Source organism: Stenotrophomonas sp. 115C5 (assembly GCF_056861055.1).
Genome location: NZ_JBSPUQ010000002.1, coordinates 289,604 through 312,566, shown reverse-complemented (window position 1 = coordinate 312,566; position 22,963 = coordinate 289,604). Strand labels below are relative to the sequence as shown.

General features: G+C 66.9%; 21 protein-coding genes. 14 read left to right on the top strand and 7 right to left on the bottom strand.

Annotated elements, in window-relative coordinates; translation table 11 throughout:
* Positions 1-78 precede the first annotated feature (78 nt).
* The 5 genes from pdhA (at position 79) to AC13FN_RS04830 (ending at position 5,199) form a co-directional block, all read left to right on the top strand.
* Positions 79-1,161, top strand: coding sequence for a pyruvate dehydrogenase (acetyl-transferring) E1 component subunit alpha (gene pdhA, locus AC13FN_RS04850; protein ID WP_049435711.1), 1,083 nt, complete (start codon positions 79-81; stop codon positions 1,159-1,161).
* A complete protein-coding gene (locus AC13FN_RS04845; RefSeq protein ID WP_005419896.1) occupies positions 1,154-2,221 on the top strand; it encodes an alpha-ketoacid dehydrogenase subunit beta in 1,068 nt (355 codons plus the stop codon). The genes pdhA and AC13FN_RS04845 overlap by 8 nt, the downstream gene beginning before the upstream one ends.
* A 1-nt stretch (position 2,222) precedes the next feature.
* Positions 2,223-2,576 (top strand): SH3 domain-containing protein, encoded by a 354-nt coding sequence (locus AC13FN_RS04840; RefSeq protein ID WP_005411349.1) that lies wholly within the window; start codon positions 2,223-2,225, stop codon positions 2,574-2,576.
* Positions 2,573-3,961: a dihydrolipoamide acetyltransferase family protein gene (locus AC13FN_RS04835; RefSeq protein ID WP_053443622.1), complete on the top strand. Its 1,389-nt coding sequence runs from the start codon at positions 2,573-2,575 to the stop codon at positions 3,959-3,961. Before AC13FN_RS04840 ends, AC13FN_RS04835 begins: the two co-directional genes overlap by 4 nt.
* Before the next feature lie 257 nt (positions 3,962-4,218).
* The gene (locus tag AC13FN_RS04830; protein WP_392421514.1) at positions 4,219-5,199 is read left to right on the top strand and encodes a hypothetical protein; all 981 of its coding nucleotides are present in this window, start codon (positions 4,219-4,221) and stop codon (positions 5,197-5,199) included.
* 36 nt (positions 5,200-5,235) lie between these two features.
* On the opposite strand, the gene AC13FN_RS04825 is transcribed toward AC13FN_RS04830, so the two are convergent.
* The 3 genes from AC13FN_RS04825 to AC13FN_RS04815 all read right to left on the bottom strand — a co-directional run bounded on the left by AC13FN_RS04825 (position 5,236) and on the right by AC13FN_RS04815 (position 7,228).
* A complete protein-coding gene (locus AC13FN_RS04825; protein WP_401741272.1) occupies positions 5,236-5,622 on the bottom strand; it encodes a VOC family protein in 387 nt (128 codons plus the stop codon).
* A gap of 263 nt (positions 5,623-5,885) precedes the next feature.
* Positions 5,886-6,593 carry a helix-turn-helix transcriptional regulator gene (locus tag AC13FN_RS04820; RefSeq protein ID WP_049435716.1) on the bottom strand — a complete coding sequence of 236 codons (708 nt, stop codon included), beginning with the start codon at positions 6,591-6,593 and terminating at the stop codon, positions 5,886-5,888.
* Positions 6,593-7,228 carry a Rossmann-fold NAD(P)-binding domain-containing protein gene (locus AC13FN_RS04815; RefSeq protein ID WP_180836309.1) on the bottom strand — a complete coding sequence of 212 codons (636 nt, stop codon included), beginning with the start codon at positions 7,226-7,228 and terminating at the stop codon, positions 6,593-6,595. The genes AC13FN_RS04820 and AC13FN_RS04815 overlap by 1 nt, the downstream gene beginning before the upstream one ends.
* A 105-nt stretch (positions 7,229-7,333) precedes the next feature.
* On the opposite strand from AC13FN_RS04815, the gene AC13FN_RS04810 reads away from it, so the two are divergent.
* Positions 7,334-8,872, top strand: coding sequence for a GGDEF domain-containing protein (locus tag AC13FN_RS04810; protein ID WP_482985270.1), 1,539 nt, complete (start codon positions 7,334-7,336; stop codon positions 8,870-8,872).
* A gap of 70 nt (positions 8,873-8,942) precedes the next feature.
* Here the strand turns inward: AC13FN_RS04810 and AC13FN_RS04805 are convergent, their stop codons facing one another.
* Entirely contained in the window at positions 8,943-9,869 is a 927-nt protein-coding gene (locus AC13FN_RS04805; protein WP_049435720.1) for a DUF808 domain-containing protein, read from the bottom strand.
* A gap of 209 nt (positions 9,870-10,078) precedes the next feature.
* Here AC13FN_RS04805 and AC13FN_RS04800 point away from each other — a divergent pair, with 209 nt between their 5' ends.
* Positions 10,079-11,722 (top strand): ABC1 kinase family protein, encoded by a 1,644-nt coding sequence (locus AC13FN_RS04800; RefSeq protein ID WP_478416078.1) that lies wholly within the window; start codon positions 10,079-10,081, stop codon positions 11,720-11,722.
* Positions 11,723-11,966: 244 nt separating this feature from the next.
* Positions 11,967-14,072, top strand: a complete 2,106-nt coding sequence (locus tag AC13FN_RS04795; RefSeq protein WP_482985271.1) for a phosphoglycerol transferase I — start codon at positions 11,967-11,969, stop codon at positions 14,070-14,072.
* 595 nt (positions 14,073-14,667) lie between these two features.
* On the opposite strand, the gene AC13FN_RS04790 is transcribed toward AC13FN_RS04795, so the two are convergent.
* Both AC13FN_RS04790 and AC13FN_RS04785 read right to left on the bottom strand, forming a co-directional pair.
* The gene (locus tag AC13FN_RS04790; protein ID WP_329923709.1) at positions 14,668-17,037 is read right to left on the bottom strand and encodes a DUF3772 domain-containing protein; all 2,370 of its coding nucleotides are present in this window, start codon (positions 17,035-17,037) and stop codon (positions 14,668-14,670) included.
* Between the two features lie 132 nt (positions 17,038-17,169).
* Complete coding sequence (locus AC13FN_RS04785) at positions 17,170-17,418, bottom strand: hypothetical protein (protein WP_049422925.1); 249 nt, start codon at positions 17,416-17,418, stop codon at positions 17,170-17,172.
* 181 nt (positions 17,419-17,599) lie between these two features.
* Between AC13FN_RS04785 and AC13FN_RS04780 the strand changes: the two genes are divergently transcribed.
* From AC13FN_RS04780 to AC13FN_RS04770, 3 genes are all read left to right on the top strand, one after another.
* Positions 17,600-18,094, top strand: coding sequence for a lipocalin family protein (locus AC13FN_RS04780; protein WP_054172666.1), 495 nt, complete (start codon positions 17,600-17,602; stop codon positions 18,092-18,094).
* Positions 18,095-18,104: 10 nt separating this feature from the next.
* Positions 18,105-19,316, top strand: a complete 1,212-nt coding sequence (locus AC13FN_RS04775; protein WP_482984600.1) for an NAD(P)/FAD-dependent oxidoreductase — start codon at positions 18,105-18,107, stop codon at positions 19,314-19,316.
* A 165-nt stretch (positions 19,317-19,481) separates the two neighbouring features.
* On the top strand, positions 19,482-19,964 hold the full coding sequence (locus AC13FN_RS04770; RefSeq protein ID WP_482984599.1) for a hypothetical protein: 483 nt from the start codon (positions 19,482-19,484) through the stop codon (positions 19,962-19,964).
* Between the two features lie 83 nt (positions 19,965-20,047).
* Here the strand turns inward: AC13FN_RS04770 and AC13FN_RS04765 are convergent, their stop codons facing one another.
* Positions 20,048-20,482, bottom strand: a complete 435-nt coding sequence (locus AC13FN_RS04765; RefSeq protein WP_046984202.1) for a PepSY domain-containing protein — start codon at positions 20,480-20,482, stop codon at positions 20,048-20,050.
* Between the two features lie 150 nt (positions 20,483-20,632).
* Here AC13FN_RS04765 and AC13FN_RS04760 point away from each other — a divergent pair, with 150 nt between their 5' ends.
* Genes AC13FN_RS04760 through AC13FN_RS04750 form a run of 3 tightly spaced genes read left to right on the top strand, consistent with a single transcriptional unit; the run spans position 20,633 to position 22,898 of the window.
* A complete protein-coding gene (locus AC13FN_RS04760) occupies positions 20,633-20,923 on the top strand; it encodes a PepSY domain-containing protein (protein WP_005411366.1) in 291 nt (96 codons plus the stop codon).
* A complete protein-coding gene (locus AC13FN_RS04755; RefSeq protein WP_049435726.1) occupies positions 20,923-21,582 on the top strand; it encodes a response regulator transcription factor in 660 nt (219 codons plus the stop codon). The genes AC13FN_RS04760 and AC13FN_RS04755 overlap by 1 nt, the downstream gene beginning before the upstream one ends.
* Complete coding sequence (locus AC13FN_RS04750; RefSeq protein WP_054172672.1) at positions 21,579-22,898, top strand: sensor histidine kinase; 1,320 nt, start codon at positions 21,579-21,581, stop codon at positions 22,896-22,898. The genes AC13FN_RS04755 and AC13FN_RS04750 overlap by 4 nt, the downstream gene beginning before the upstream one ends.
* Positions 22,899-22,963: the final 65 nt, after the last annotated feature.

Here is a 22,963-nt window from a genome sequence, read left to right as displayed (position 1 = left end):
GGAAGGCTATTCCGTACGCGTTCCTTAACATGGCGATTCATATCATTTGTAACTTCTCTGTCGAAGGTGCAGTACGCAATGACGGTTGCCGCTGAATTCAAGATCGAATACCTGCAGTACCTGGATACGGACGGCACGCTCGTCCGCGACGACCTGCCCGCGTCGCTGCGCGACCCCAAGGTCCTGGTACCGCTGTTCAAGCAGATGCTGTTCGTACGTACGTTCGACAGCAAATCCATCGCGCTGCAGCGCACCGGCAAGCTCGGCACCTATGCCGCCTGCCTGGGCCACGAGGCTGCGCACGTGGGCATCGGTGCTGCGATGCAGAAGGACGACGTGTTCGCACCGTCGTACCGCGAGTATGGCGCGATGTTCATGCGCGGCGTGCGCCCGCACGACGTGCTGATGTACTGGGGCGGCGACGAACGCGGCAACGATTACGGCGGCAACGCGGCCAAGGACTTCCCGTTCTGCGTGCCGATCTCCACCCAGTGCCTGCACGCCGCAGGTGCCGCGCTGAAGTTCAAGCTCAACAAGGAACCGCAGATCGCGGTGGCCGTGTGCGGCGACGGCGGCAGCTCCAAGACCGACTTCTACGCGGCACTGAATTCGGCCGGCGCCTACAAGCTGCCGCTGATCCTGTGCATCGTCAACAACGGTTGGGCCATCTCGGTTCCGCGTTCGGCCCAGACCGGTGCCGAAACGCTGGCGCAGAAGGGCCTGGCCGGCGGCCTGCATTGCCTGCAGGTGGACGGCAACGACCTGATCGCGGTGCTGGCGGCAATGGAGCAGGCGCGCGAACGTGCGCTGGCCGGCGACGGTGGCACCGTGCTGGAACTGATGACCTACCGCCTGTCCGACCACACCACCGCCGATGACGCGCGCCGCTACCGCGACGACGCCGAGGTGAAGGATGCCTGGCAGCGCGAGCCGATGCTGCGCCTGCGCAAGTACCTGATCAACGCCGGTGTGTGGAGCGAAGAAGAGGAAAACGCCTGGGTTGCCGAGTGCGGCACGCGCGTGGACGAGGAAGTGAACCTGTACCTCAACACGCCGGTGCAGCCGGTCGAGGCGATGTTCGACTTCCTGTATGCCGATCCGCCGCCGGACCTGCTGGCCCAGCGTGCCCAGGCGATCGCCCTGGAGAAGCGCCATGGATGAGATCAAGAACGGCGCGCCCGGCGCGCACACCAACGCCGCCGACAGCGCTGCTGTCGCGCGCGGAGATGACAGCATGACCACCACCCCGATCACCCTCATCGAAGCCATCACCCAGGCGCTGGCCTGGGAGCTGGAACACGACCCGTCGGTGCTGGTGCTGGGCGAAGACGTGGGCGTCAACGGCGGCGTGTTCCGCGCCACTGCCGGTCTGCAGCAGCGCTTCGGCTCGGACCGCATCCTCGACACCCCGCTGGACGAAACCACCATCGCCGGCCTGACCATCGGCCTGGCCGCACAGGGCATGAAGCCGGTGGCCGAAGCCCAGTTCGACGGCTTCATGTACCCGATGGTCGACCATATCGTCTGCCACGCCGCACGCCTGCGTTACCGCACGCGTGGCCGCCTGCACTGCCCGATGGTGCTGCGCGTGCCGTGGGGCGGTGGCATCCGCGCGCCGGAACACCACAGCGAAGCCAACGAGGCGATCTTCACCAACGTGCCGGGCCTGCGCGTGGTGCTGCCGTCGTCGCCGCAGCGTGCCTACGGCCTGCTGCTGGCCGCGATCCGCGAACCGGATCCGGTGATCTACATGGAGCCCAAGCGCATCTACCGCCAGTACAAGGAAGTGGTCGTCAATGACGGCGAAGCCTTGCCGCTGGACGTCTGCTTCGTGCTGCGCGACGGTACCGACGTGACCCTGGTGACCTGGGGCGCACAGGTGAAGGAAGCGCTGGAAGCGGCCGACAAGCTGGCCGGCGAAGGCATCAGTGCCGAAGTCATCGACGTGGCCACGCTGCGTCCGCTGGACTTCGCCACCATCGCCGAGTCGGTGGCCAAGACCGGCCGCTGCGTGATCGTGCAGGAGGCCCCGAAGACCGCGGGCTTCGGCGCCGAGATCGCCGCGCGCCTGGCCGAGGAATCGATCTACGACCTGCTGGCCCCGGTCGAGCGCGTTACTGGCTACGACACCCACATTCCGCTGTTCCGCCTGGAAATGAAGTACCTGCCGAGCGTTGAGCGGATCGTGGCGGCAGCCAAGCGCGCGGTGGCGGCCGGCTGACATGCGGGCCCGCCTTCTGGGGGCTTACCGCAGCCAGTATCCCAACCCGCTCCGGTTCCACACCGGCCAGATCGTCGAAGTAGGTGTCCGTGACGAGGAATGGCCGGCGTTTGCCTGGGTACGCACCAACGATGGGCGCGCTGGATGGGCGCCCATCGCTTGGTTGCAGCTGCTGGACGAGGGTCGCGCCGAAGCCCTGTGCGACTACGACGCCCGCGAGCTGGATGTGGAAAGCGGCGAGATGGTGAAGCTTCATCACGAACACGGTGGGTGGTGGTGGTCCGAGCGCGCCAATGGCGCGACGGGCTGGCTGCCGGCCCGCGAACTGGAACTGCTGGAAGAGAACTGCAAATGAGCCAGACCAAGAACTTCAACCTGCCCGACCTGGGCGAAGGCCTGCCGGACGCGACCATCGTCGAGTGGTTCGTCAAGGAAGGCGATGTGATCAAGCTGGACGAGCCGCTGGTCTCGATGGAGACCGCCAAGGCCGTGGTGGAAGTGCCCTCGCCGTTCTCCGGCAAGGTGCTGAAGCTGTCCGGCGGCGCCGGCGACATCATCCCGACCGGCTCGGTGCTGGCCAGCTTCGAACTGGACCCGAACCTGCCGCAGCGTGCCGATGGCCAGGACACCGGCCACAGCCATGGTCACGCCGCACCTGCCGCTGCACCGACGCCGCCGCCGCTGCCGGCCGCTGCCGCACCGGTCGCCGTGGAAGAAGCCAAGCCCGCCGCGGCCGAGCGTGATGACGCCGGTACCGTGGTCGGCGCGATGCAGAGCTCCAATGCCGTGCACGCGGAGCAGGCGCTGGCCGTCGGTGGCGTCAAGGCCGTGCCGGCCGTGCGTGCGATGGCGCGCAAGCTGGGCGTGGACCTGAGCCGCGTGCCGGCCACCGGCACCGATGGCGCCGTGACCATGGCCGACGTCAAGCAGGCCGCCGCCAACGGCAGCGCCAAGCTGGGCGCTGCTCCGGCGCCGGTCGCTGCCGCCGCGTATGCCGCGCCGGCCCCGGCGCAGGTGTCTGCCCCGGTGCAGAGCGAAGCCCGCACCCCGCTGTCTGCCGCCGGCAAGCCGATGCGCACCCAGCCGCCGGGCGTGGTCGCCAAGGGCCAGCCGGAACCGCTGAAGGGCGTGCGCCGCAACATGGCCCGCGTGATGGCCGACGCGCACAGCAAGGTCGTGCCGACCACGCTGAACGACGACGCCGACATCCATGCCTGGCTGCCGGGCAACGACGTCACCGCGCGCCTGGTGCGTTCGATCGTGGTCGCCGCGCAGAAGGTGCCGGCGATGAACGCCTGGTTCGACGGCGAAGCACTGACCCGCACCCTGCATGCGCAGGTGGACATCGGCATCGCCGTGGACACCGACGACGGCCTGTTCGTGCCGGCCCTGCGCAATGCTGACATGCTTGATGCACGTGGCATCCGCGAAGGCGTCAACCGCCTGCGCGAGCAGGTGGAATCGCGTTCGATCGCCGCCTCGGAACTGAGCGGCTACACCATCTCGCTGTCCAACTTCGGCATGTTCGCCGGCCGCTACGCGACCCCGGTCGTGGTACCGCCGTGCGTGGCCATCGTCGGTGCCGGTCGTGCCCGCCACCAGATGACCCCGGTGATGGGTGGCGTGGAAGCGCACAAGGTGATCCCGCTGTCGGTCACCTTCGACCACCGCGCGGCTACGGGTGGCGAGGCCGCCCGCTTCCTGCGCGCGATGATGGACGATCTGGCGCTGGCCAGCTGATCCAGCTGATCGGTGGGTGCCAACCGTTGGTTGGCACATGAAACTGATGGGTGGGTGCCAACCTTAGTTGGCACATGATTTGGAGAAACGCCGGGCACTGCCCGGCGTTTTTTTGCCTGCTGTACTGTAGAGCCGAGCCATGCTCGGCTGCTTCTTGCTGATCAACCGAAGGTGCGCGCAAGCACATTTGGGAATAGTTGCATGGACTCCCACGGCAGGCTCATTAGCATCAAGCCACCAGACCTGTCTGTTCTGCCATGTCAAATCCAACCACGATCATTGATGCATTCCTGTCCAAGGGTGCCCAGCTATTTCGCGAGCGGCCCTTCGGGCCATTGCCATCACCGGAAGAAGCACTGGACGAGCTTCCGATTCCAACACTGGTCTATCTGCGATGGTTGGCTTCAACGGGCGCCTTCATCGATCAGCCGGTGGGATCGACCATCGCTCGGTCAGATTCCCCAATGGAACTCGTCGCAAACCTGCAGGCGGCATTTCATGGTGAGATTCCCGGCAATGCTCTCAGCGAGGATGCACTGGACTTCACTGTCGAGTACTTCAGTCCACGCGCCACCTTCCTCTCAGACTTCTTCTCGTTGTTCCCTCAAGATGCCACGCCTTCGCCGGACGCCATGTGGGACAAACAGGAGCAGGTGTACGCAATTATCGACTCCCGTCTGCAGTCATGGCGCAACGGCGAGCCCATCGTCCGGGCGGTCATCCCCAGTGCCGATCAACAAGGACACGCCGAACCGGCTACACCGCTGGATGCTGACGTCTGGATCACGACGCTGGCAACGCTATCGGATGCTGCGGTCACACAAGAAGGCTCCTGGGCATATGCCGACCACTTCTACCGGCCTCTGACGAAACCACCGTCAGTAGAAGTCGTCCTGGCAGTCATGAGGGAATTTCTTCGCGACCCACCACATGATGCGTCGATCATGACTGCAACGGACAACTTCCTGTCGGATATTCCGCTCGCCCTCTACATCAAAGCCTATTCCATCCTCGCGCCTGAACTGCTGGACCGTTCTTCAGATGCCGCGCTCAATCTGTTTGATTTTCCAGGTTGTGAACTGACGCCCCGTCAGATACGGCAGTTCATCAAGGAACTCAGGCGGTGCAATCCCGGCCGCGATGTGGTCGGAGAGCTGGCCCAGCTGGCCATTGAGTGGGATTCGGAAGACGACGAGACATTTTCAATCGTCATCGAAGCAGCGCAGAAGCAAGGGTAGGTCCAGGAGCCGGCACGTACCGGCTCCCTCCCTGATTCAATCGCGCGCGACCATGCCTTCGGCGCGGCTGTAGACACGCAGGCGGTGCCCGTCAGGATCCGCTCCAACGAAGGTGTGGCCGAACTCCAGCGTCACCGGCGCCTGCAGAATCTGCACGCCGAGCGCGCGCCACGCATCGTGCGTCTGCTGCACCGTCTCGGGGTTGGCGACCACCATCGCCAGTTCCGCGGCGCCGGCCTGCGCGGACACCGCCGGCTGCACGTCATCGCGCTGCCACAGGCCCAGTGCGGCGCCATCGCCGAGCAGGAACAGCGCAAAGCCGGGCGACTGCTCGACCGGCGGTTTGCCGAGGATGCCGCTGTAGAAGGTGGCGCTGGCGGCGACGTCGCGCACGTACTGCAGCAGGGTGCTGGGCTTGAACATAGGGAAGCTCCGTTGTTGGGAGCGTCCATGGTGGTACGGACCTGCTGACAGATTCTGTCAGCAGCGTCGAGCTTGCTCGACTGCTGTTGCCATTGCCCTGGTAGAGGTCGAGCTTGCTCGACTGCTGTTCGCGAAGATCCAAGGCGGTCGAGCAAGCTCGACATCTACCAAGAGCAATCAGCAAAGAGCAAAGAGCAAAGGCCACCACTCCATCCCACCAGCAGCAGAAAGCGAAGTGCGGAAGCAGGCGGGAAAACCCGACGCTACGAACGATCCAGCCAATCCGGCGCAATGCCCTGCGCCTTCTGCCAGCGCCGCAGCAGGGTGGCGCGTGGCACGAGGTAGTGATCCTCCAGCACGCGCACCTGACGGATCCGGTCCAGCCTGAAATGCCGGAAGTCCTCGCGGCCTTCGCACCACGCCGCCAGCATCGGCACTTCGTCGAAATAGCCCAGCGCGAACGGCCAGACGATGCGCTCGCTGCGCTGGCCCTGCGCGTCTTCGTAGCCGAACTTCAATCGCTGCTGCGAACCCACGGCTTCACGCACGGCCTGCAGGCGCGCGGGGGGAACCTTGCTCCCAGCGCGCGAAGGGCCCACGCGCAGACCACTGTCACGCAGCGCTTCGCGGCGCGCCGCAGGCAACACATGCGCGATACGCGCCAGGGCGTCACGCGCAGCCTCGGCCAGCGCCGGCTCGGTGCGGGCGGCGACCCAGCGCAGGCCCAGCACCAGCGCATCGATCTCGGCCGGTGGCAGGGTCATGGGAGGCAAGGTATCGCTCGGTGCCAGCAGGTAGCCGACGCCGGCCTCGCCACGCAGGTCAGCGCCCTGCTCGCGCAGGGTTTCGATATCGCGGTACAGCGTGCGCAAGCTGATGCCCAGCGCGTCGGCCAGCGCCTGCCCCGCCACCGGACGTCGATGACGGCGCAGCAGCTGCAGCAACTGGGTCAGGCGCAGCGCACGTGACATCAGCCGACCAGTGCGCTCGATGCCACCACGTGCTCGCCCGGCTGCGGGGTCAACGCGGCCTCGACCAGCGCTTTGGCAATTTCAGCGGCCGGATTGATCCGCCACGCCCGCGGCAGCACCGGCCCCAGCACGCCCAGCACCTTCAATGCGAGGCGCTCACCGCGGCGGACCTCGCTGCGCTCGCCCCCGATCAGCCCTGGGCGGACCAGGGTCAACGAATTGAAGCCCAACGCGCGAAGGTCGCGCTCCAGCTCGCCCTTCACCCGGCTGTAGAAGATCGACGACTGCGGGTTGGCACCGGCTGCGGAATTCAGCACATACGTCTGAGCACCTTGTGCCTGCGCCAAGCGGGCGAACGCCAGCGGGTAGTCATGGTCGATCCGATGGAAGGCCTCGCGGCTGCCAGCCTGGGCAATGGTGCTGCCCAGTGCGCAGATGACCGCATCCACTCGCGCCCACTCCGGTGCGGCCGGCAACGCATCGAAGGCCAGCACCGGGTTCTCCAGCTTCCCGAGAGTTACGCCCAACGGGCGGCGAGTGGGCGCCACGACGGCGCTGCAGCGCGGGTCGTCCAGCAGCCGGGACAGGGTCAGCCCGCCGACCAGGCCTGTCGCCCCCAGCAACATCACGCGCATCACCACCTCCACTGCGGCATCCTGTCGCCCATCGTAGCCGTTCAAGCCATCGGCAGCCGCGCCGATATGCTGGAACCAGTCCCTGCCAGCCCCAGGATTCGCTCCATGACGGACCAGCCCGACCACCGCCCTGCCCCCGGTACCGCCCTTGGGCCGCCGGCACGCGTGCGCGCGGTGGTGGACGATGGCCTGGGCGACCGCGTGGTGCTGCAGGGCGGCGGTGGCGTGGCCCTGCAGCAGCTGTTCGCAGGCGCCGACGCGCCGGAACCGCTGCTGGCGGCGTTCGCCAACGGCATGGCCACCCTGCCCGGCGAACTGGGCGACATGGGCGACCGCCTGCAATCGGCGCAGGCCAGCGCCGATTGGCCGCGCTACGGCCGCGCGATGCGGCAGTTGATCGACAAGTACATCCGCACCATCGAGCAGCATTCCCCGGACGGGCAGCCGGAAAGCCTGCGCCTGTCCGAGCAGCTGCGGCTGCTGCTGGGCGGTGCGGTGGTGGCCCTGCTGCAGCACGACCCGGATCTGCGCGAACAAGCGCAGACCCTGGCCACGCGCCTCCGCCAGTGGCAACCGGGTACCGCACTGGAGCCGATCGAACAGGGCGTGCGCGAACTCGGCCACCAGGTCGGTGTGCGTGCCGAGAGCTGGCAGGAGCAGCAGGCGCTGCTGCTGGAGCTGTTCGCGTTGCTGCTGGAGAACGTGAGCGAGCTGCTGGATGACCGCAGCTGGCTGCAGGGCCAGATCGCGGCGGTGCGCCAGTTGCTGGACGGTCCGTTGGAAGCCGAAGCGGTCGAGCGCACCCGCGCCGAGTTGCGCGAAGTGATCTACAAGCAGGGCCTGCTGCGCCAGGGCATCGACGATTCGAAGGCGGCGATGCGCGGGTTGATGGGCGAGTTCATCGAGCGCATGGATGGCATGGCCACCAGCACCGGTGAGTACCACGACCGCATCGGCAGCTACGCGCTGCAGCTGCGTGAGGCGCGCAGCATCGCCGACCTCAACCAGCTGCTGCAGGAGGTGATGCGCGATACCGGCAAGGTGCAGCAGCAGGCCGCGCAGGCCCGCGATCATCTGGCCAGCGCGCGACAGGAAGTAGAACGCGCAGAGCAGCGCATTGCCGAGCTGGAGCAGGAACTGCGTGCTGCTGGTGACCTGGCGCGTATCGATCCGCTGACCCAGGCACTGAACCGCCGCGGCCTGGACGAACTGCTGCAGCGTGAGCTGGCGCGTGCCATGCGCAACAACTCGCCGCTGGGCGTGGCGGTGATCGACCTGGATGATTTCCACCTGACCAACGAGGCGCACGGCCACGCCGGTGGCGATGCGCTGCTGCAGCACCTGGTGGCCGTGTGCAAGCTGCTGCTGCGCGCCACCGACGGCATCGCGCGGCTGGGCGGCGACGAGTTCGTGCTGGTGCTGCCGGAAACCCAGGGTGCCGACAGCATGGCCACCGTGCAGCGCCTGCAACGTTCACTGGCGCACCGCGTGCTGACCGTGCAGGACCGACGCGTGCCGGTGCATTTCAGCGCCGGGCTGGCGCAATGGCAGCCCGGCGACGATACCGAGACCCTGCTGCGCCGCGCTGATGACGCGCTGTATGCCGCCAAGCGGCAGGGCAAGAACCGGGTGCAGGCGGGGTAGTCCGCTCCGCCGGGCATGGCCCGGCGGCGGTGGTTGGTGGGTGCCGACCGTTGGTCGGCACGCCCTTCGCTTACTTCCCGCGCAGCTTCTGGAACCCGGTCACCGCCGCCAGCACGATGGCGCCGGCGATGATGCCGACCACCATGTTGGCCGCAGCACTGATCAGCCAGCCCCACTGCCCTTCACCGCCCAGCGCCTGCACCGCGTGGTGCAGCGCCGGCACGTTGTGCACCAGGATGCCGCCGCCGACCAGGAACATGGCGATGGTGCCAGCCACCGACAGGAACTTCATCAGCCACGGCGCCGAGGCCACCAGGCCGCGACCGAAGGCGGCAATGGCACCGCCCTTGCGCGACAGGTACAGGCCGACGTCATCAAGCTTCACGATGCCCGCCACCAGCCCATAGACGAACACCGTCATCGCCAAGGCAACCACGGCCAGCGTGACCACCTGGTTGGTGAACGGCGCGGTGGCCACCACGCCCAGGGTCAGCACGATGATCTCGGCCGAGAGGATGAAGTCGGTGCGGATCGCGCCCTTCACCTTGTCCTTCTCCCACGCCACCATGTCCACCTGCGTATCGGCCAGCGCCTTGCGACGCTCGGTCTGGCGCTCGGCATCGTCGTCGGAGGAATGCAGGTAGCGGTGCGCCAGCTTCTCCACACCCTCGAAGCACAGGAAGGCACCGCCGATCATCATCAGCGGCACGATCAGCGGCACGTTCCAGCCGCGGCTGTGCAGCCAGGCCTCCAGCGCGCTGATCGCCAGAGCCGCCGGCACCAGGATCACCTTGTTGACCAGCGAGCCTTTGGCCACCGCCCACACCACCGGCAGCTCGCGGTTGGCGTTGACCCCGGTGACCTGCTGCGCGTTCAGCGCCAGGTCGTCGCCCAGCACGCCGGCGGTCTTCTTCGCCGCGACCTTGGTCAGGACCGAGACATCGTCGAGGAGGGTGGCGATATCGTCGAGCAGGGCGAACAGGCTGGCACCGGCCATGGGAAGTCCAGAGAGGGAATGAGCGGATTCTGACCGATACCGGGGCGGCTGCGGAAGCGGTCGGATTCACCGCGTGCCTACCGCCCCCCGGCGACACTGCGGAATCCGGACATTGCTGGCCAGCGGCCGGCACTACCGTCTTTGCCGCATGGGAGTTCCGCTTGAGCAATCCGCCCACCGCCAATGGCAATCCCCCGCTGGTCAAAGGCATGAACCGGCGCAGCCAGATCCTGCGCCTGTTGATGCGCTACCGCCATTCAGGCGTGTTTTCCGGCATGAACCTGGATGCCGCGGGCAATCCGGCCGACGTACCGGCAGATGGCAACCCGGAACAGTTCGTCAGTGACCTGGAAGCCTTGGGGCCCACCTTCGTCAAGCTGGGCCAGATGCTCTCTACCCGCCCGGACATGGTGCCGGTGGAGTTCGCCACGGCGCTGGAGCGCATGCAGGAGAAGGTGGCCGAGATTCCGGTCGAGCGCATCCATGCCATCGTCGAGCAGGAACTGGGCGCCCCGGTGAACAAGCTGTTCGCTGCGTTCGATCCCGAGCCACTGGGCTGCGCGTCAATCGCGCAGGTGCACCGCGCGGTGCTGCACGATGGCCGCCAGGTAGCAGTGAAGGTGCAGAAGCCTGAAGTCGCCGCGCAGCTGCGCTCGGACCTGGAAGCGCTGCGCAGCTTCGCGCTGGCCGCCGACCACCTGACCCAGGTCGGCCGCCGCGTGCGCCTGCGCGACTGGCTCAACGAGTTCGCCAAGACCCTGATGCAGGAGCTGGACTACCACGCCGAGGCCGAGAACCTAGCCCGCTTCGGCCGCCACCTGAAGCCGTTCCGCCGCCTGTGGATTCCGCAGCCGCTGTGGGATTACAGCAGCCAGCGCGTGCTGACCATGGAACTGGCCACCGGCGTGCGCGTGGATGCGATTCCCGATGTGCGCCGCACCGAGCAATCGATGGATCCGCTGGCCGCCGCGCTGATCCGCGGCTACCTGGACCAGATCTTCGTGCATGGCGAGATCCACGCCGATCCGCATCCGGGCAACCTGCGGGTGATGCCTGATGGCCGCTTGGCGATCTTCGACCTGGGCATGGTCGCGCATATGCCACCGCGCCTGCGCGAGCGCCTGCTGAAGATCCTGTTCGCCGCGGTCGATGGCCGTGGCGAGGAAGTGGCCGACGACCTGATCAGCATCAGCACGCGGCTGGAGGCCTTCGACGAGGAGCGCTACCTGCGCGAAACTGGCCAGCTGATCGCGCGCTACGCCGCCAGTGGCAGTTTCTCCGAGGGCCGCGTGGTGCTGGACATGGTGCGCATCGCCACCGCCTGCGGGCTGCGCACGCCGCCGGAACTGAGCCTGCTGGGCAAGGCACTGCTCAACCTGGAAACCGTGTGCCGGTTGCTGGCACCCGAGCTGGAAACACGTCGCATCGTCGAGCGCCAGCTGCAGCACGTGATGCGCGCACGCCTGAAGAAATCGCTGTCTGCCGCCAACCTCGCCAGCGAGGCGATGGAGCTGCAGCAGCTGCTGCGCGATGGGCCGCGCAAGCTGTCGGACATCATGGCCCTGCTGGCCGAAAACCGCCTGCAGATGAAGGTGACCGGCCTGGAAGAATCGCGGTTGATGGAGAACCTGCAGAAGATCGCCAACCGCGTAGCGGCCGGCATCATCAGCGCGGCGTTGATCATGGCCGCCGCGATGATGATGAAGATCGACACCGGTTGGCATCTGTTCGGCTATCCCCTCATCGCGCTGGTACTGCTGTTGATCGGCGTGGTGCTGGGGTTGGGCATCGTCATCAGTGCATTGCTGTTCGACCGTCGCGCACGGGCACGCGAGGAACGCGGGCACCGTTAGTACATCGACGAAAAGCCACGCATTCATGCGGTTTTTAATGCAACCCAACGAATCATTTCACGCTCGTTTTACCTTCTGAGCGCGATTTCACGCGCGTCATTTCAACAAACATTTCAGTCAGGTTCGTGCATGCACTATCGGGTCATCGGCCTGTCACATGCATGTGCTTGCGGCAGCGCCGGTCGGATGGACACGCGTCGGTACGACGTCCATCACCACCACCCCGTCACTGCCGAAGCTGCCTATGCTCTGGATACTGCTGCTGTCGTTGTTGCTGCTGTGCTGGTTGTTCCTCGCGTCCGACAAGTGGGTGTGGTGGAAGGCCGGTGCGTTCTCGCTGCTGCTGCTCACGCTCAGCGCATGGTGGCTGATCGACAAGCTGTCCGGTGACGGGCTCAACGCCGCCACCCTGTACCACCTGGGCGCCGACATGGAAGGCGCCGGCGTCTCCGACTTCAAGGGTTACATCGCCGGCTTCATCGTGCTGGCACTGGTCTCGCTGCTGCCGCTGTTCGCCACGCGGGTGAAGCGCTGGCGCCAGTCCGGCCACGGCGCTGCCTGGTTCGCGGGCTTCGCTGCGGTATGGGTGGCCACGATCATGATCAGCCCGCTGGCCCGCGACGGCCAGCGCCTGTACCAGCAGCTGCGCCCGGTCGACTTCGCCCGCATCGCCCCCGAGTACCAGGTGCCGACGCAGCCGCTGCAGCGCCCGCGCAACATCGTCTGGATCTACGGCGAAAGCCTGGAGCGCACCTACCTGGATGAGAACGTGTTCCCGGGCCTGATGCCCAATCTCAACCGCCTGGCCACAAAGTCGCTGGACGTGCGCGGGCTGGCCTCGGCCGAAGGCAGCGGTTGGACCATCGCCGGCCTGGTGTCGTCGATGTGCGGCGTACCGCTGACCACCTCGCAGGGCGATGAGAACAGCATGGACCGCATGGGCAGCTTCCTGCCCAAGGCGGTATGCCTGGGCGACTACCTGAAGCAGCAGGGCTATACCAACCACTATCTGGGCGGTGCCAACGGCCAGTTCGCCGGCAAGGGCCAGTTCCTGGCCAGCCACGGTTTCGATGAAGTGCATGACCTGGCCTGGTTCAAGCAGCAGAAGAAGATCGGCCGCATCCACTACTCGGCCTGGGGCGTGCATGACGATGTGCTGCTGGACACCGCCTACCAGCGCTTCGAGCAGCTCTCGCGCGCCGGCTCGCCGTTCATGCTGACCACGCTGACCATGGATACCCATCACCCAGCCGGCCATCTGCCGGTGTCGTGCAAGGGCGAGCGCTACCAGAGCCAGTACGGCAACATCAACATGCTCAACGCGCTCAAGTGCAGCGACCGGCTGATCTCGCAGCTGGTGCAGCGCATCCAGGCCAGCCCGTACGGCAAGGACACACTGATCGTGATCGCCTCCGATCACCTGGCGATGCCCAACGATCTGACCCACATCCTGACCCGGCAGAAGCGCGAGAACCTGCTGCTGTTCCTGGGCGATGGCATTGCCCCGCAGCAGCTCAGCGCCGACGCCGGCACCACCCTGGATTCGGGTGCGACCCTGCTCAGCCTGCTGGACCCGAACCTGAAGACGATGGGCTTTGGCCGTTCGCTGATCGATACCCAGCGCGCGCCCAGCGCCAGCGTGGCCACCCAGCGCGATGGCGGCCGCGATTACCCGCAGTACCTCGCCTTCGCCCGCTCGCTGTGGCTGGGTGAACCGACCCGCGAACTGAAGATCGATGGCGATGACCAGGTGGTGGTCGGCCTGCAGCATGTGCAGCCACCGGTGTTGCTGGAGTACGACAAGGACTGGGGTTTGAAGTCCGTGTATCTGGAAAACACTTCGCGCCAGTTCGATGATGCCAACCCGGACAACACCCTGGCCTATGTCGACCGCTGCACCGCGTTCGAGGATGGCTCGGCCGACGGGGACTGGTGCGCCCTGCTGGTCAACCGTGACAACGGCATCAAGCTGTACCGCGACAACGACCTGCGTGGCGGCATCGCGGTGGATGCACCGCTGGACGCCTTCCAGGGCCCGCGCCCGAGCGTGCGCCAGGCACACATGATCACCCAGAAGGGCCGCCGTACCCGCGCCGGCCAGTACATGCTGCAGCTGGTGGCGAGCACGCGCCCGGATCGCGGCTTCTGGATCGAGGCGGTGTCCTCGCAGCGCAAGGTGGTGCTGGCCCAGCAGTGGGTGCAGCCCGATGCCAACGGCAAGATCAACGTGTCGTTCGGGCTGGACCACGAAGTGGATGATCTGGAGATCCGCGCGTGGTTGAATCATGCCGAGAAACTGGCGGTGGATACGTTCGCACTGGTGCCCTCGCGCAGCCGACCGCGAGGGTAGGGGTTTCTTTGCAGGGCTGCGCCCTGCCACCCGCTACAAGCCGGAGAAACAGCAACGGCAACAGCGTGCATTCCGTGGTTGGGTGGGGCGGTGTCGGAGTGCGGGGACGCCGTGAATCCGTCCTTGGAGGCTTGGCAGCCGCATCCATGCGGCTGACACCCCGCACTCCGCGGCCGCCCCCCCCCCCCCCCCCCGCGGCGCGGCGCCCCCCCCCCCCCCCCCCCCCCCCCCCCCCCCCCCCCCCCCCCGCCCCACCTCTGACAGATTCCTGCGGCTGTCGGTAGGTGTCGACCTTGGTCGACACAATCTGTCAGATATCGAAAATCAAAATGGGGTCAGATCCGTTTTCCTACGGAAAACGGATCTGACCCCAAAAGCAATTCCAACAGATCGCGGAAATCTGTCGAAGGCGGGGTGGGGCCGGTTGCGGGAGTGTCCGCGGCATGGATGCCGCGGCCAAGCCCCCAAGGATGGGTTTACGGCGTCTCCCGCAACCGGACCCACCCCGCCAATCCTCGGAATGCCAGCTTTTGCTGTTGCTCTTGCGGTTGACGTTGCTTCGGCGGGTGCAGGGCGCAGCCCTGCAGAACACTCCCTACTCCTGCGGATCGCGGGTGATGTGGATGTCGGTCGGGGTCGACAGCGGAATGTTCCGCTCCGCCAGGATCTGCAGCAGGCTGAAATACAGATCGCTGCGGGTGGCATACACCTGCCGCGGGCTGGCTACGTACGCGAAGCTGTTGATGGTGATCTGGCCACCGGCAATGCTGTCGATGTAGACCGTTGGTGCCGGCTGCTTCAGCACGTTGGTGTGCGCGGTGTACGCATCCAGCAGCGCCTGCCGCAGGTTGCCGACATCGGTGCTGGGCGGCACCGCGAACTGGATCTGGATGCGGCCCTGGTTGTTGCCCATTGTCATGTTGCGTACGGTCTTGGTGACCAGCTCGGAGTTGGGCACGATCAGGGTCGATTTGTCCCCCACCTGGATCTCGGTCGAGCGCAGGCTGATGCGGCGGATGTCGCCCTCCTGGTCCCCCAGCTTCACCCAGTCGCCGATCTTCACCGGGCGCTCGGCCAGCAGGATCAGGCCGGAGACGAAGTTCTGGGTGATCACCTGCAGGCCGAAACCAATACCCACCGACAGCGCGCTGACCAGCAGTGCCAGCTTGCTCAGCTGCAGGCCCATCGCGCTCAGCGCCCAGATCACCGCGATGATGATGCCGACGTAACGGGCGACGGTGCTGACCGAATTGCGTGCGCCCAGATCCAGTTCGGTCTTGGGCAGATAGGTGTCGGTCAGCCAGCGCTGCACCAGCTGGGTAATCGCCAGGCCAGCCAGCAGCGCCAGTACCGCCATCACGATCCCCGCCGGTGCCAGCTTGGTGCCACCGATATCGAATCCGGTCGTGAACAGTGAAGTGAATCGCTCCACCACTGCGCCGATGTTGCCGAACGGCGCCACCAGGGCAAGCAGCGTGAGCAGCACGACCACGGTACGCAGCGCCGCCGACAGCAGCACGCCGGCCTGTTCCAGGCGCGACACGCTCAGGCCGGTGCTGAGCAGGATGGTCTGGCCCACCTTGCTGTCGGCATTGAGCATCCACGTGCTGAAGTCATCGACGAACTTGAACAGCAGGGTCGCCGCCAGCACCACGATGCTGCCGCCAATCAACTGCTGGTTCACGAACTTGGCGAAATTCAGGTAGCCCAGCAACGTCGCGACGATGGCGGCCACCACCGCGACGTTGCCCGCCACGCGTGCCAATACCAGCCAGCTGCTGCGACGCACCGGCGTGGCCGCGCCCACGCCATCGGCCTGTGCCTCCAGCTTGGCCTCGGCCTCGGCGGTCTGCCGGCGATGCAGGCGTGCCAGGGTCACCAGCATGGCCATGATCAGGCCCAGGTAGGTCAGGGCAATCAGACCATCCAGCGCAACCGTGGTGACATCGCTGGTGCGCGTGGCCTGGTCGAGGGCGACCAGCACCGTACTCAGCCAGGCCAGTGCCGCCGCGCCCCACGCGTACTTGCGCAGCTTGAGTGCGGCAGTGTCATCCAGATTCAGCAACCGCCACGACGGACGCTTGGGCACCAGCATGCAGGCGCTGAGTGCAGCGATGAAGGCGGCACGGAAGGTGGCCGTCTCCAGGCCGTCGGCCACCACCTGCAGGCGCGGCGCGATGGCATCGATGGCGTCCAGCGCCGCCATCAGCACCACCACGGCATAGCCGGGCAGCAACGTGCCGACCAGCAACAACCACATGGCCAGGCCGGAACGGCGCAGGCGACCATCGGGCGCACGCTCCGACGCCGCAAAGCGCCGCCCCAGCCTACGCAGCCACAACCGCAGCGGGAACATCATCACCAGCGCGGCGATCATGCCCAGCAACGGCGTGCCCCAGCCATTGGCCCGGATGCCGGCAACGAACGTATCGCGCCCCTGCTCGGCCAACGGCGCGACGCGTGCGATATCAATCGGCAGGCGCTCGGCCACCTTGCTCCACAGTGCCGGAGACAACGGCGAGGCGACCTTCTTCCCCATGTCTTCGGCGCGCTGCGCAGTGCGCTGCTGGTCGATGTCGGCTGCCAGCTGCTGGGCACGCACGGCGCTGGTCTTGGCCTGCGCCACCGACGCGGCCAGTCCGTCGCGCTGCTTGTTTATCGTGCGCCGTTGCGCCGCCAGTTCGGGCGGCTCGGTGGTGCCCTCGGCAGGCGTGCCCAGCTGCGCCAGTTGTTCGTCGAGGCGAACCAGCTGGGGCTGCAGCGCCTTTTCCAGCGCCTCAGCATCACGCCGTGCCTGCGAGGCATTCTCCGACAGCATCGCCAGCGTCTCGATGGCTTCAGCATCGCCACGCTTGCGATCGATCTCCTTCAGCCTGGAATCGATATCCGCCAGCTGCTGCTTTGGCGTCGGGTCCTCATCCTGTGCCAGCACCGGCGCGGACAGCAGGAGGGCGGTGCACAGCATCAGGACCCACCAGAGCCCCCGTGCACGGATCGTTCGCAGGAAAGAAGACACGCCAGCCACACCGGTTCGCGCGGACCACCGCGCCTGCGCGCGACTATACGGCACAGGCGGTAAAGGGCGGATGGGCGGTATTCAGTACTTCAGGCGCAGCTCTTCCACGGCCGGCTGCTGCAGCGCGTACCAGTCCTGGAACTCTTCCTCGGTGATCTCATCGGGCGCGTACACCGCCACCGGGTGCCAGTCGTGGTCGGTCGGCAGCGGCTGGCGCGGGCCGGCACGCAGGCTGTAGGCCACGCCTTCGTAGTCCACCAGGTCATCGACCTGCGGCCACTGTTCGCGTGCGAACGCGGATTCACTCTTCAACAGGATCACCTGGTACATCGGCACCTCCACTTCGGTTGGATCAGGAAAACACGGCGCTGGCGGCAGCATACCGCCGCACCGGTGACAACGGGCACGCCGCAGCGGCGACGGAACGTTCTGGACACGGCCATCGCCCCGGCTTCACCCGCCCATGGCAAGGCCATCGGCATCGTGGAGGCCCCCCCTGCCACGACCGCCGATGACCGAGCACCCGCCGCTGAAGACCGTTGCCGACCTCAAGCTGCCCCGCTACCTGGGCACCTGGTACGAGATCGCACGCCTGCCGATGCGCCATGAACCGGAAGGCTGCACCGACGTGTCGGCGCACTACACCCTGCTCGACAACGGCAACGTCGGCGTCACCAACCGCTGTCGTATGGACGGCGAGGTCGAGGAAGCCACCGGCGAGGCCTGTGCCGTCGACAACGACAGCGCGCGCCTGGAGGTGAGCTTCCTGCCCAAGGGCCTGCGCTGGTTGCCATTCGCCAAGGGCGACTACTGGGTGATCCAGGTCGCGCCGGACTACAGCGTGGCGCTGGTCGGCAGCCCGGACCGCAAGTACCTGTGGCTGCTGGCCCGCGAACCGCAGCTGGACGCCACCGTGCAGGACCATTATCTGGCCACCGCCCGCCTGCAGGGCTTCGATCTGTCCGAACTGATCCAGACCCCACATACCGGCCACCCGACCGCCTGAGCAGCTGCGCATGGACCTGAAAAGTGGCTACCCGTGGTGGGCGGTGCGCAACGGCCTGATCCACGCCTTCCCACCGCTGGAAATGGACCTGCACAGCGACGTGCTGGTGGTCGGCGGTGGCATCACCGGTGCGCTCATCGCCGATGAACTGTCCGCCCACGGCCACGAAGTCGCGGTCATCGAGCAGCGCGACATCGGCTGGGGCAGTACCGCCGCCAGCACCGCGCTGCTGCAGTACGAGATCGATACCCATCTGCTGGAACTGGCCCAGCGCTATGGCCAGGACGCCGCCGCGCTTGCCTACCGTGCGTGTGCCGAGGCGATTCCGGCCCTGGGAGAGGTCGCTCGCGGCCTGAAAGACGTTGATTTCCAGCGCATGGACAGCCTGTATCTGGCCAGCCGCCATCGCGACGTGCCGCGCCTGATGGCCGAAGGTGGGGCGCGGCGCAGCATCGGCCTGGATGCCCGCTGGCTGGGCCCGGAGGCACTGCGGGAACGTTTCGACGTTGAGGCCGGCGGCGCCCTGCTGACCCGGCAGGCGGCGCGGGTCGATCCGTATCGGCTGACCTATGCGCTGCTGCAGCGCGTGCGCCGGCGCGGCGGCCACGTGCATGACCGCACCGTACTGCACAGCCTCGATGCCACCGCGCGCAGGGTGACCGCCCGTACCGAAGCCGGTGCCACGGTCCGCGCACGCCACGTCGTGCTGGCGATGGGCTATGCCAACCAGCGCTGGCTCGATCAACGCGTCGCCCGCAACCGCAGCAGCTATGCCTTCATCACCGACCCCATCGATGCGGACGTGCTGGGCCGGCTGCGCAACACGATGGTCTGGGAGAGCGCACGCCCCTACCTGTACCTGCGCGCCACCGGCGAGCGCCGCCTGCTGGTGGGCGGGCTGGACGACGCCATCGACATCCCCGCCCGCCGCGACCTGCGCGTGCAGCGCAAGGCCGACAAGCTGATGAAACAGCTGCGGCATTGGTTCCCACGGCTGGACCCGGTACCGGCGTTTTCCTGGGCCGGCACCTTCGCCGAAACGGCGGACGGCCTGCCTTTCTTCGGCCCGCACGATCAGTGGGGCCCGCGGGTGCACTTCGCCATGGCCTACGGCGGCAACGGCATCACCTATTCAATGATCGGCGCGCAGCTGCTGCGGGCCCGGATCGAGCGCTGCGGGCATCCGCTGACGGGGCTGTTCGGGTTCGGGCGGTTGCCGTAGCGCCCGCCTCTTGTAGAGTCGAGCCACGCTCGACTGCATCTGCCACCCGCAGCCGAGCATGGCTCGACTCCACGGGGCGCCGACAGGCATCATTCAAGCAACCCCTGCTAGCGTCGGCTTGTACCGCCGCGTGTTGCGTGGCCACCTGTCCGCTGGAGCGCCGTCATGATCCGCCCCCTGACCCTGCTGCTGTGCCTGGCCCTGCCGGGAACCGTGCTGGCCCAGTCCGCCGCAGGCGCCACCGCGCCGCAGGCGGCCGGCCTGGATCTGACGCTGCCGCAGGCGCCGATGCGCTACCTCAACGACCCGGCCCTGCAGCAGGACCCCCCGGGCACGTACTACGGCGACAAGAGCGGCCCGCGCGTGCACGACGACGCGAAGATCGCCGACGTCACCGACGACAAGGTCAAGGTATCCGGCAGCTTCACCACCGGCATCGGCTATTCCAAGAACGGTGGCAACAGCCACTACAACGCCGCCACGCTGAACCTGAGCAAGAACTACACCACCGATGAGGGCAAGACCCACGGGGTCAACGTCAACATCCACATGAGCGAAGGCAAGGGACCGGGCTTCTTCGGTCCGTATGGCGGGTATTACGGCCGCGGGCCGGGCTATTGGGCTTACCCGCCGCCGTACGGCTGGTAAGCCAGCTCCTGTAGAGCCGAGCCCATGCTCGGCTACGGTTGGCCGCAAAGCCGAGCATTGGCTCGGCTCTACATGGGCCAACGTCAATCCAGCCAGCCATCGCGCTCGCTGTGCAGGATGCGGCCGTCATAACCGCTCAGGCGCACGTCCACCTTCTGGTTGCGTGCATTGCGGGCTTCCAGCGACCAGGTCGCACCATCGCGTTCCAGCGAATGGATCTCGCGCAGGCCATGCGCCTGTGCTCGTGCCAGCACCTGCTCGGTGGTCAACAGCGCGCGGCTGCTGTGCTCGTCGAAGATCTCGCCGGTCTTCGGGTCCACGTAGACCTCGCTGAAGCGGCCATCGGCGCGGCTCACGTCGGCCTCCCACAGGCCATCATCGCGTTCGATCTCGTGGATCTGGGTGTAACCGGCCTTGCGCAGGGTCTGTTCGACCTGGGCCATGCCCAGCGGCGCGGCCTGTACGGCCGGTGCGATGGCCAGCAAAGCAACAGTGGCAAGGGTGAGCGACTTCAACATGGGGGTTCTCCTGTTCGTGTTCGTGGCCGGACCATCCCGGCAACGCCACAATGCACCGCGTGGTTAACAGCGCCTTAGCCGGCACTGTTAGCCAGCTGTTAGTCACCCCCGGCACACTCACGCCTGTTCCTAAAGCCTCCCCCCGCCCCGATGCTCTCCACCCTGCCCCTGCTGCTGGCCCTGGCCAGCGCCCCGACCGCCGCCGCGCCCGCTCAGGACCCGGCGCAGCAGGTCGCGCGCCGCGCGGTGCAGCAGGGCCGCTACGTGCCATTGGAAAGCGTGGTGCGCGATGCGCTCAAGCGCTTTCCGGGGCAACTGCTGGAAGTGGAGCTGGACGATGGCGTCTACGAAGTGGAGATCCTGCGCGGCGACGGCGTAGTGGTAGAGCTGGACTATGATGCGCGCAGCGGAAAGCTGCTGAAGACGGAGCTCGACGACTGATGCGCATCCTGTTGGCCGAAGACGATGCCGCACTGGCACAGCGCCTGGTGCCCCTGCTGGAGCAGGCCGGCTACGTGGTGCATGTGGTTGCCGATGGCCGCCAGGCCGAGGAGATCGGCCAGATCGAGGACCTGCAGGCGGCCATCGTTGACCTCGGCCTGCCCGGCCTGGACGGACTGAGCGTGATCGAGCGCTGGCGCGGCAATGGCCGCAGCTTTCCGGTGCTGGTGCTGACCGCACGCGGGCGCTGGCACGACAAGCTGGCCGGCTTCGATGCCGGCGCCGATGACTACCTGACCAAGCCGTTCCAGGCGGACGAACTGGTGCTGCGCCTGCGCGCCCTGATCCGCCGCAGCCATGGCCATGCCAGCCCGCGCCTGCACTGCGGGCCGCTGCAGCTGGACGTCAACGCCGGCCGCTTCGAACTGGACGGACAGCCGCTGGCACTAAGCCCGCAGGAGTTCCGCCTGCTCAGTTACTTCATCCACCACAGCGGCCAGGTGATCGGCCGTGATCGTCTGGGCGAGCAGGTGTTCGAGGGCGGGTTGGATCCCGACTCCAACGCGCTGGATGTGCTGCTGGGGCGCGTGCGCCGCAAGCTCGGCATCGATCTGATCCAGACCGTGCGCGGCCAGGGTTGGCGGCTGGCGGCACCGTGACGCGCCAGCCCTCGCTGCGGCGGCGGCTGCTGCTGGCCGGCGGCGTTGGCCTGCTGCTGGTCTCGCTGCTGGCCAGTGCATTGCTGGGCGAACTGTTCAAGCGCAGCGCGCGTGATCGGCTGGACCACGAACTGCAGCAGGACATGCTGACCCTGCTGGCGCAGGCCGAGGTGGACCCGGAAGGACAGCTGCGCCTGCGCCAGGAACCGAATGACGCGCGCTTCCAGCGGGTGTTCTCCGGTTCCTACTGGCAGATCGCCGGTGCCGATGGCCGTGTGCTGCTGCAGTCGCGCTCGCTGTGGGATGAAACACTGCCGGCCACGGCCGCCGGCCCGGCCACGCGCAACTTGGCCGGGCCGCTGCAGCAATCCTTGCGCGCACGTGTGCAGCAGGTGCGCCTGCCACGTGCCAGTGAACCATTCGTGGCGGTGGTTGCCACCGACCGCAGCGCGCTGGATGCCGATGTTGCCGCGTTCCGGCAGCGCACCGCCATCGCGCTGGGTGTGCTGGTCGCAGCGTGGCTGGCGGTGCTGGCCAGCCAGGTGCACTTCGGCCTGCGTCCGCTGCATCGCCTCGGTGCACAGCTGGAACGAGTGCGGCGCGGTGATGCGCAGCGCATCGAGACGCGCGGTTTGGGCGCGGAGGTCGCGCCCCTGGGTGAAGAACTCAACGCACTGCTGGAGCACCAGCAGCGCATGGTCGCGCGGGCACGCACCAGTGCACAGGACCTGGCGCATGCGCTGAAGACCCCATTGAGCGTGCTGGCCACCGAGGCCGACGGCGACGGTACGCATTGGCGTGCCACTGTGCGCGAACAAAGTGCGCGCATGCAGGCCAGCGTCGACCGCTACCTGGCTGCAGGACTGGCTGCCGATCATCGCCAGCGCACCGACGTGGCCGCTGTCGCGCAGGCGCTATGCCGGTTGATGGCACGCGTGCATGGCGAACGCGGCATTTCGTTCACGGCCGCAGGTATCGATCCAGCGTTGCAGTTCGCCGGTGCCAGTGCGGATCTGGAAGAGATGCTGGGCAACCTGCTGGACAACGCCGGGCGGTGGGCGCGACAGCAGGTAGACATCACTGCGGACATCAGCGACGGACAGCTACGCATCGAAGTACGCGACGACGGCCCGGGCTTGGCCGCGGAGTCACTGTCACAGGTCACCCAGCGCGGTGTGCGGCTGGATGAGCGCGAGGGCAGCAGCGGGCTGGGCCTGGCAATCGTGGGCGATATCGCCGCCAGTTATGGCGGGCGTTTGACGCTGGAAAATGCGCAGCCCGGCCTGCGCGCGACGGTGTGGTTGCCGCTGGGGTGACGCACCGCTACCGGTTCACGCGCTTCCGGTAGGTGTCGACCTTGGTCGACATGCACCAAAAGCGC